We start from the raw sequence: 8,377 nt of genomic DNA, 5'->3' as shown, positions 1-8,377 counted from the left end.
GATGTCGAACTGGCGCTTTGGGGGACAATAGCGGTCTGGGTCGCATTCTTCATTTACTTGTCGGTGCTCGCATGAACGCGCCCGGTACCGACGTCGACCCATATCTCACCTTCCTGCGCGGCAAGATGCAGTTGGCCAAGGCCGATGGCTTCGACGTCGCGCTGGACGACATCAACCCGGCCGGCGCGCCGCATTGCAAGGCGATCGTGCGCTGGGCGCTGAAGGGCGGCAGCCGTGCCATCTTCGCGTCGTTCGGCCTGCACAAGACCTTCATGCAGATCGAGTTGATGCGCCTGATTGGTGTTCATCTGTGCCGCACGCGGCTCGGCCCGGGCTTGCGGCTGATCGTCATTCCGTTGGGGGTGCGGCACGAGTTCTTCGCCGAGGCGGAGGAGCGCTTCACCGGCGCCTTTGCGGTCAAGCTGAAGTTCATCCGCTCCGATGCCGAGATCGAAGATGACGGCACGATCTACCTGACCAATTACGAAAGCGTGCTGGCCGGCAAGATCGACGTGGCGCGCTTCGTTGCCGCCAGCCTCGACGAGGCGGCCGTGCTGCGCGGCTATGGCACAAAAACCTTCCAGACGTTCCTGCCGCTGTTCGAGGCGGTGCGCTTCAAGTTCGTCGCAACGGCGACGCCGTCGCCGAACCGCACCAAGGAACTGATCCACTATGCCGGCTTTCTCGGCGTGATGGATACCGGCCAGGCGCTGACGCGCTTCTTCCAGCGCAATTCGGAGAGCGCCGGCGACCTGACGCTGTTCCCGCACAAGGAAGATGAGTTCTGGCTGTGGGTGCACAGCTGGGCGGTGTTCCTGCAATCGCCGGCCGATCTCGGCTTCCCCGACGCCGGCTATGTGCTGCCGGATGTGACGGTCAACTGGCACGAGGTGCCGATCGACCATTCGACGGCCGGCTTTGACCGCGATGGGCAGGGCCTGCTGATCCGCAACACGGCGCTCGGCGTGACGCAGGCGAGTGCCGCCAAACGCGACAGCCTCGGCGCGCGCATTGCCAAGATGAGCGAGCTGCTGGCCGGAGATTCCGATGCGCACGCCATTCTCTGGCACGACCTCGAGGATGAGCGCCGCGCGATCGAGGCGGCTGTGCCGGGCGTGCGCTCGATCTATGGCACGCAGGGGCTGGAGGCGAACGAAAAGAACGCCATCGGCTTCAAGAATGGCGCGTTCAAGCATCTCGCCACCAAGCCGGAAATGTCGGGCGCCGGCAACAATTTCCAAAAGCATTGCCACTGGGCGATCTTCGTCGGCGTCGGCTTCAAGTTCCACGATTTCATCCAGGCGGTGCACCGCATCGTGCGCTTCGGTCAGGCTGAGGAATGCCGCATCGACATCATCTTCTCGGAAGCCGAGCGCGAAGTGCGCCGTAACCTGGAAGGCAAATGGGCCGAGCATGAGCGACTGATGGCGCGCATGGCGGAGATCATCCGCCGCTATGGGCTCGACGGCCTGCCGCTTGACGACGTGCTGCAGCGCTCCATCGGCGTTGCCCGGCGTGAAGAGCGCGGCGACGGTTTTGTCATCGCGCACAACGATGCGGTGCTGGAAGCACGGCGCACCGAAAGCGCCTCGATCGGTGAGATCGTCACCTCGGTTCCGTTCGCCAACCACTACGAATATACGGCGAGCTACAACGATTTCGGGCACACCGACGACAACGGCCACTTCTGGGCCCAGATGGACTTTTTGACGCCGGAGCTGCTCCGGATCCTGAAGCCCGGCCGGCTGGCCTGCATCCATGTCAAGGACCGGGTGCTGTTCGGCTCGGTGACCGGCGAGGGCGTGCCGACCGTCTCGCCTTTCCATGCCGAGGCGATCTTCCACTATCTGAAGCACGGTTTTCAGTTCATGGGCATGATCACCGTCGTCACCGACGTGGTGAAGGAGAACAACCAGACCTATCGGCTGACCTATTCCGAGATGATGAAGGACGCCACCAAGATGGGCGTCGGCTGTCCGGAATATGTTCTGCTGTTCCGCCGGCCGCAGAGTGATCTCACGCGCGGCTATGCCGACGAGCCGGTCGCGCATGCCAAGCCGATGGTCATCGCCGCTGGCGGCCATCCTGAGGCCGTAAAGGCTGCAGGCCCGGGCGCAAAGCAGCAGGAGCGCTGGAGCGATGGCGACCGGCGTCCGCAAATGCCCGGCAGCGGTTACACGCTGGCGCGCTGGCAGCTCGACGCGCACGCCTTCTGGCCGTCGTCGGGCGACCGGCTGCTGACCACCGATGAGCTTGTGCGGCTCGGGCCGAAGCCGCTGCGCGAACTGTTCCAGAAGCAGTTCGAGGGTGCGATCTACGATTTCGAAAAGCACGTGCAACTGGGCGAGGAACTGGCGGCGCGCGACGCCTTGTCGAAGACCTACATGACGCTCGATCCGCCTTCGGCGCATCCGGCGGTGTGGACCGACGTGGTGCGCATGCTGACGCTGAACGGACAGCAGGCGTTCCGCAATCTGGAAAAGCATGTCTGCCCGCTGCAGTTCGACATCGTCGACCGGCTGATCGACCGCTACTCCAACCCGGGCGACATCGTCTATGACCCGTTCGGCGGGCTGATGACCGTGCCCTATCGCGCCGTCCTCAAGGGCAGGCGAGGGCAGGCCTCCGAACTCTCCGACACCTATTTCCGCGACGGGTTGCGCTATTGCCGCGAGGCGGAAGCCAAGCGCGCCGTGCCGACCATGTTCGACCTGCTCGGGCTTGATGGGCTGGAGGCGGCGGAATGAGCGCCGACACCTCCATCCTTCGCGCCATGGCGCGGCTGCGCAAGGCACTGGAAAGGCGCATGCGCCTCGACGATCGTGCCGAGGAACTGCGCGCACGCGAGGGCAGGCCGATCCGCGCCGGCACGCTGGCCGCCTATGACACGTCAGAGCTTGGTCGCAGGCTGCGGCCGATGCTGGAATATGACGGCCGGGGCTGGCGCACGCTGGCCGAAGAGATCGGCGTGACCTCGCCGGACCTGTCGCGCGTCATGGCCGGGCAGGACATAGCGGCAGGCAAGATCTTCGCCATCTGCGACTGGGCTGGGCTGGATGCGCGCGCCTTCTACCGCCCGCCAGTCTGCGCCCCGAAACCGCGCAAGCGGCCAAGGCGAGGGCCGGCCCGCAGCCGCGTGTTTCACGGGAAAAGCACTGAAACAGAGGTTGTAAGATGAACACGATGGATCCGTTCATCGCCCGCATGCGCAACGCCGAGAGCGATGCTGTCCGCGCGGCCGTGCTGCTGGAAGCGCCGGTGCTGACCTTGCTGCGCTGGCGTTCTGCCTTCGCCGATCACTGCCGGCGTGCCGCCTTCCATGAGGGCGTGCTGTATCTCGACATCCTGGCCGAAACGCTCGGCAAGACACGCCATCGCGGCAACCTCGCCGGCACCATGCCGATGTCCGGCGTCACTGCCACCTTGCTGAACATCGTCGACGGAGGCGCCACATGACCGCGCTGGAAACCAAGGTCGATCCGCTGGCCCGCAAGCTCGCGCCGGTCGTGCGTGAAATGCTGCTGGCGGAAGTCGAGCGGCTGGCGGCGTCTATCCCGGCAGCAAAGCCGAGACAGACCAGCAAGGCCGACGCCGCCATCATGGAGGCGTGCCGGCAGGTTGCCGCCGCTTCCGACCGGCTGGCACTTGCGAAGTTCGGGGCCGGGGAGATAGCCGCCCGCAAGTCGCTGGAAAGGGCCGGCGCGCTTCTGGGTCGCACCATGCACAAGTACGGGCGGATGCCATGAACGCCCATGCGCCATCGCCCGACACGCTGCGCCTGCGCGCGATTCAGCAAACCCTTGCGCAGATCGCGCCCGCCGACTGGACGCGTGCGCATGACGGCGATGCCGATCTGGTGGAATCGCATGGCGAGATGGGCGAGCTGTTCCAGATCGTCCGGTTCGGGCCGGCGGCGACGCTCGACGAGATCGAATTCGTCTGCAATGCGCCGGAGACCGTGCGGTTTCTGCTGCGGCTGCTCGGGCAGGCCTTCGACAAGATCCGCGAATTGAACGGCGAGCCGCCACGGCGCAACGCGCCGGTTGGTCCGCCGGCCGCGAGCGGCAACTTCGCCGCCGAATGCGCGATGCGCTGCCAGGACGCGGCCTTCAAGGTGTTCCTGGAAGAGCGGCACGGGCTTGAACGCCCACTGACCGACGAGCGCGTGGAGCAGAGAGTGCGCTCGCTGCTCGGCGTCACCTCACGAAAAGAACTCAACGATGGCGGGGCGGCGGCGCAGGCGTGGAAGACGCTGCGCGCCGATTTCGCCGCATGGCTGAAGGCGGAACGATGAACGCGCATACGGGCTTCTCCCTCGACAACCGCATGACGATCGTTCTGTTCGCCGGTCTCGGCGGTGGCTGCGACGGGCTTGAGGCTGCTGGCTTTCCGGTTCATGTCGCGATCAATCATGATCCGGTGGCCGTTGCCATTCATAAGGCCCGGCATCCGCATACGCGTCATCTGCAATGCGATGTGTTCGAGGCGGACCCACGTGAGGTCTGCAAGGGTCGAGGTGTGCGTGTACTGCATGCTTCGCCGGATTGTACGCACTTTTCCGTGGCGAAGGGCGGCAAGCCCGTTTCGAAGCGTAGACGTTCCCTCGCATGGGTGGTTTGCCGATGGGCCGGCACCGTTCGGCCGGAGACGATCACCATGGAAAATGTCGCGGAAATCCAGACATGGGGACCCTTGGTGGCCAAGCGCGATCCAGCCACCGGCCGCGTCATGCGTCTCGATGGTTCGGTTGCTGCCAAGGGCGAGCGCGTACCGGTCGAACAGCAATGGCTAGTCCCGGACCATCGCCACAAAGGGCGGATCTGGCGCGCATGGCTGAACCATCTGCGCGGGCTTGGCTATAGCTTCGATCACCGCGTTTTGACGTGCGCAGACTACGGTGTGCCGACGATTCGCAAGCGATTCTTTGGCGTGGCGCAAGCTGATGGGCGACCAATCGCCTGGCGCGACCGCACACACGCACCGCGCGACAAGGCTCGTAAGCTGAAGCTCCGACCATGGATCGGCATGCATACCTGCATCGACTGGTCCATTCCAGTACGGTCGATCTTCGACCGGGCGAAGGATCTGGCGTCGGCCACTCTTCGCCGCACGGCGCGCGGCCTGATGCGCCATGTCGTCACCGCCGCGAAACCGTTCATCGTGCCGATCACGCACTCCGGTGACGACAGGGTCCATTCGCTGGACGATCCGGCGCGAACCTTCACCACGGCGCACCGCGGCGAGATGAGCCTCATCGTTCCATCCTTCGGCGTCATGCGCAATTCGCGTGAGCCAACTTATGCGGGCAATGATCCTGCGCACGCCTTCACGGCGGGCGGCGCCAATCATGCGCTGATCGAGACGTGCCTGGTTCCGTTCACGGCAGGCGCTGGCGGGCGGGCGGCGCAATCCGGTGAACGCGATATTTCGCAGCCTGCGGGTAGCCAAACGACGAAGGAAGATCGAGTGCTTGTGGCGGCCAATTTGGTCGCGGCGACGATGGTCCAGTCAGGCTATGGCGAGCGCGAAGGCCAATCGCCGCGCGTGCTGGACATCGAGGAGCCTGCCGGAACTCAGGTGGCCGGCGGATCGAAGGCGGCTATCGTCGCTGCGTTCATGGCGCAGCATTCGGCCGGCTCTCATCCTGGTCAGCCATCGCGAGACATGCACGACCCGCTGTCGACCATCACCACGGTTGGATCGCAACAAGGCCTTGTCGCTGCGTCGATGCTCGCGCTTCGCGGCACCAATCGGGACGGTCGCGACATTGGCGAGCCTGCCGCGACGATCTGCGCTAGCGGCAACCATGCCGGTCTGATCCTTGCCTTCCTCCAGCATTACTACTCGAACGGCAAGACCGATGACGATATCACTTCGCCGCTCGGCGCGCTGACGGCGAAGGCTCGGCATGGGCTAGTTACGGTCACCGTACGAGGTGTCGACTATGTCATCACCGATGTCGGCATGCGCATGGTGGAGCCTGAGGAGGGCGCCGCGGCACATGGCTTTAAGCCAGGCTGTCTCGACCATGAGATCACGGTCTATGACGAGCGTAAGGGCCGCATGGTGACCCGGAAGCTCAACAAGACCGAGAAGTATCACCTCGTCGGCAACAGCGTGCCGCCGTTCATGGTGCAGATGCTCGCCGAAGACAATGTGCGCCGCGAGCTGGTGCTGGAGGCTGCGGAGTGAGCGGACCGCGTCTCTCGATCATCCCCGCACGCGCGGCCACGGACAGGGCGCTGAAGCCGCGCGATCTGCAGGTGCTGTGCGTGCTCGGGCGCCATACGAACGATGACGGCTGGTGCCGCAAGAGCCAGGTGAAGATGGCCGACGAAATGAGCTGTGCGCGCTCCACCGTGTTCGAGGCGATCGAGCGGCTGGTGAAGGCCGGCTATCTCGAACGATATGAGCAGGAAGAGCAGAACGGCCGTGACAGCCCGCATGTGTATCGCGTCATCCTCGATCCGAAGCATGTCGATCCGGCCAGCGTTCTGGAGGCCGATTCCGAGCCCGATGACCCCTGCCGACAGGCCGGCACCCCTGCCGGTATATCGGCACCCCCTGCCGGTCCTGAACCGGCACCCCCTGCCGGTCCTGGACCGGCACCTAAGAACGACCCTCTTAGAACGACCCACCAGAACGATCCTGAGAAAGAGCGCGCGCGGGAAGAGGAAAAGGCTGTCGAGCGCTGGCTGAAGAAAACGCATCCGGGCTGGCCAAGCTTCGTCAGCGACTCGATGCCCAAGGCGCTCGCCGCGGCGCGAATGCTGACCGTCGAAGAGCGCGAGGCGGCGGCGGAGCGCATCGGCGATTACCTGACCAACGCCAAGGTCGGCGGACGCACGGTGATCTGCACCTTCGCCGTCTACCTCAGCGAAAAGCGCTGGGAGAAGCTGCCGCCCAAGGCCGAGGTGGTCGGGCGACCCGACGACTATGCGCCGCCGTTCGGACCGGTGTGGATGGGCTTCATCGCCGCGCAACTGGTGGCAGGGCCGGAGAACGCGGCAGGCAGCACGCCGGGCGAGAAATGGCCGAAGGTCGACGCCCTGTACCGCAAGGCGAGGCTTGGCCAGGGCCACAGCTTCGGCGACCGCTGGCATGCGCTCAAGGGCGCCATGGAGGTCGTTCCGGTCGGCACGCCGCTGTGGAACGAATGGCGCGCCTGGTTCGCAAGGCAGGGCTGGCCATGGCTGCCAGATCCCGGCCGCGTTGCCTATTTCCCGGTCGGCGGACCGGAAGCGTTGGCGGAATTCGAACAGGCGGTGCGAGGAAAGAACGATGATGGCGGTGAACGGCAAGCGGCTGCTGAGTGATCGCGAGCACGTCTGGGTGGATCGCTCGACAGGCGAGGTGATCAACGTCGACCGTGCCTGGCAGAAGAGCGACAAGCGAATCGCACTGACGCGGCGCGAGCAGGCGATGCTCGCCGCGGCTGGTCAGGACGGCCCTGAGGCGCGCTGGTATGTGCTTAGGGTCGAGGATCGCGCCGACATAGCTGTGGATAAGTCGCTCGAGGACGCCAATGTCGAGCGGGTCATGCTGCACACCGAGACAGAGCCGAAGCGGCGCGGCGGACGCAAACACCAGTCCATGGAGCCGATCAGGGTGCCGTCGTTCCCGGGCTACATCTTCGTCAAAGTGGTGTCCTGCCCGACGTCATGGGCAGGCCTTCGGACCATTGAAGGCGTGCTCGGTCCTATAGGCGGATGTGACAATCCAAGCCCGGTCGGTGAGCAGGAAATCCTTAAATTCCAAGCCCGTATCGAGAATGACCCTGACGCCATTGCGATGCTGACCAACGCGCTGAGGGCTGGCGACAAGGTCTCGATCGACAGTGGTCCGTTCGCTGGCTTCGAGGCTGTGGTGCTGATGCTCGGCGACAAGCACAAGGTGCAGGTCGAGGTCGACATATTCGGACGCAAGACACCGATCGGCTTCGCTCTTGCGGAAGTCACGAAACTGGATTAGCGAATCCCACCCAGGACGAGCTGAAAGAGTCGCACGCCGAAAGGTGGACCGCGCCATCAGCCCCAGGCGAAGCACCCCAGCTTCACCGCGATGGATAAGATTCCGGACAATGAGCAGCAACACAGCGCCATGGCGGCGCTGGTACAAGACGGCGCGTTGGCAACAGGTGCGCCAGCGCATCCTGCTTCGCGACATGTACACCTGCCGCAAGACTGGCGTGCTGCTGATCGGCAAGCACCCTGCACCCAACAGCCCGGTGATCCACCACGATAAGGAACATCGTGGCGACGAAGTGCTGTTCTGGGATGAGGCCAACCTGATGGCCGTGTCCAAGGAATGGCACGACAGCGAAGCCCAGAAGGCGGAGCAGGCGACCCTCGACCAGCGAGGGGTCTGGTACTGACCA

Annotated in this window: 9 protein-coding genes; all 9 read left to right on the top strand. The window is 64.6% G+C overall.

What is annotated here, in order from left to right:
• Positions 1–71: 71 nt before the first annotated feature.
• The 9 genes from LB519_RS14820 to LB519_RS14780 all read left to right on the top strand — a co-directional run bounded on the left by LB519_RS14820 (position 72) and on the right by LB519_RS14780 (position 8,374).
• The gene (locus LB519_RS14820; RefSeq protein WP_224620357.1) at positions 72–2,747 is read left to right on the top strand and encodes a DNA methyltransferase; all 2,676 of its coding nucleotides are present in this window, start codon (positions 72–74) and stop codon (positions 2,745–2,747) included.
• Positions 2,744–3,178 (top strand): hypothetical protein, encoded by a 435-nt coding sequence (locus LB519_RS14815; protein WP_224620356.1) that lies wholly within the window; start codon positions 2,744–2,746, stop codon positions 3,176–3,178. Before LB519_RS14820 ends, LB519_RS14815 begins: the two co-directional genes overlap by 4 nt.
• The gene (locus LB519_RS14810; protein WP_224620355.1) at positions 3,175–3,456 is read left to right on the top strand and encodes a hypothetical protein; all 282 of its coding nucleotides are present in this window, start codon (positions 3,175–3,177) and stop codon (positions 3,454–3,456) included. The genes LB519_RS14815 and LB519_RS14810 overlap by 4 nt, the downstream gene beginning before the upstream one ends.
• Positions 3,453–3,746: a hypothetical protein gene (locus LB519_RS14805; protein WP_224620354.1), complete on the top strand. Its 294-nt coding sequence runs from the start codon at positions 3,453–3,455 to the stop codon at positions 3,744–3,746. Before LB519_RS14810 ends, LB519_RS14805 begins: the two co-directional genes overlap by 4 nt.
• On the top strand, positions 3,743–4,294 hold the full coding sequence (locus LB519_RS14800; RefSeq protein ID WP_224620353.1) for a hypothetical protein: 552 nt from the start codon (positions 3,743–3,745) through the stop codon (positions 4,292–4,294). The genes LB519_RS14805 and LB519_RS14800 overlap by 4 nt, the downstream gene beginning before the upstream one ends.
• Positions 4,291–6,192 (top strand): DNA cytosine methyltransferase, encoded by a 1,902-nt coding sequence (locus LB519_RS14795; protein ID WP_224620352.1) that lies wholly within the window; start codon positions 4,291–4,293, stop codon positions 6,190–6,192. The genes LB519_RS14800 and LB519_RS14795 overlap by 4 nt, the downstream gene beginning before the upstream one ends.
• Positions 6,189–7,316, top strand: coding sequence for a helix-turn-helix domain-containing protein (locus LB519_RS14790; RefSeq protein ID WP_224620351.1), 1,128 nt, complete (start codon positions 6,189–6,191; stop codon positions 7,314–7,316). Before LB519_RS14795 ends, LB519_RS14790 begins: the two co-directional genes overlap by 4 nt.
• A complete protein-coding gene (locus LB519_RS14785) occupies positions 7,282–7,971 on the top strand; it encodes a transcription termination/antitermination protein NusG (protein ID WP_224620350.1) in 690 nt (229 codons plus the stop codon). The genes LB519_RS14790 and LB519_RS14785 overlap by 35 nt, the downstream gene beginning before the upstream one ends.
• 109 nt (positions 7,972–8,080) lie before the next feature.
• Positions 8,081–8,374, top strand: coding sequence for an HNH endonuclease (locus tag LB519_RS14780; protein WP_224620349.1), 294 nt, complete (start codon positions 8,081–8,083; stop codon positions 8,372–8,374).
• Positions 8,375–8,377: the final 3 nt, after the last annotated feature.

The organism is Mesorhizobium sp. AD1-1, from assembly GCF_020164655.1.
Lineage (GTDB): Bacteria > Pseudomonadota > Alphaproteobacteria > Rhizobiales > Rhizobiaceae > Mesorhizobium > Mesorhizobium ciceri.
Note: the sequence above shows the minus strand (reverse complement) of the source record. Positions and strands in the feature narration are given on the sequence as shown.

Excerpts from the sequence above, each read along its gene's own strand:
- LB519_RS14820 (WP_224620357.1), top strand. The coding sequence starts at position 72 with ATGAACGCGCCCGGTACCGACGTCGACCCATATCTCACCTTCCTGCGC.
- LB519_RS14815 (WP_224620356.1), top strand. The coding sequence starts at position 2,744 with ATGAGCGCCGACACCTCCATCCTTCGCGCCATGGCGCGGCTGCGCAAG.
- LB519_RS14810 (WP_224620355.1), top strand. The coding sequence starts at position 3,175 with ATGAACACGATGGATCCGTTCATCGCCCGCATGCGCAACGCCGAGAGC.
- LB519_RS14805 (WP_224620354.1), top strand. The coding sequence starts at position 3,453 with ATGACCGCGCTGGAAACCAAGGTCGATCCGCTGGCCCGCAAGCTCGCG.
- LB519_RS14800 (WP_224620353.1), top strand. The coding sequence starts at position 3,743 with ATGAACGCCCATGCGCCATCGCCCGACACGCTGCGCCTGCGCGCGATT.
- LB519_RS14795 (WP_224620352.1), top strand. The coding sequence starts at position 4,291 with ATGAACGCGCATACGGGCTTCTCCCTCGACAACCGCATGACGATCGTT.
- LB519_RS14785 (WP_224620350.1), top strand. The coding sequence starts at position 7,282 with ATGATGGCGGTGAACGGCAAGCGGCTGCTGAGTGATCGCGAGCACGTC.
- LB519_RS14780 (WP_224620349.1), top strand. The coding sequence starts at position 8,081 with ATGAGCAGCAACACAGCGCCATGGCGGCGCTGGTACAAGACGGCGCGT.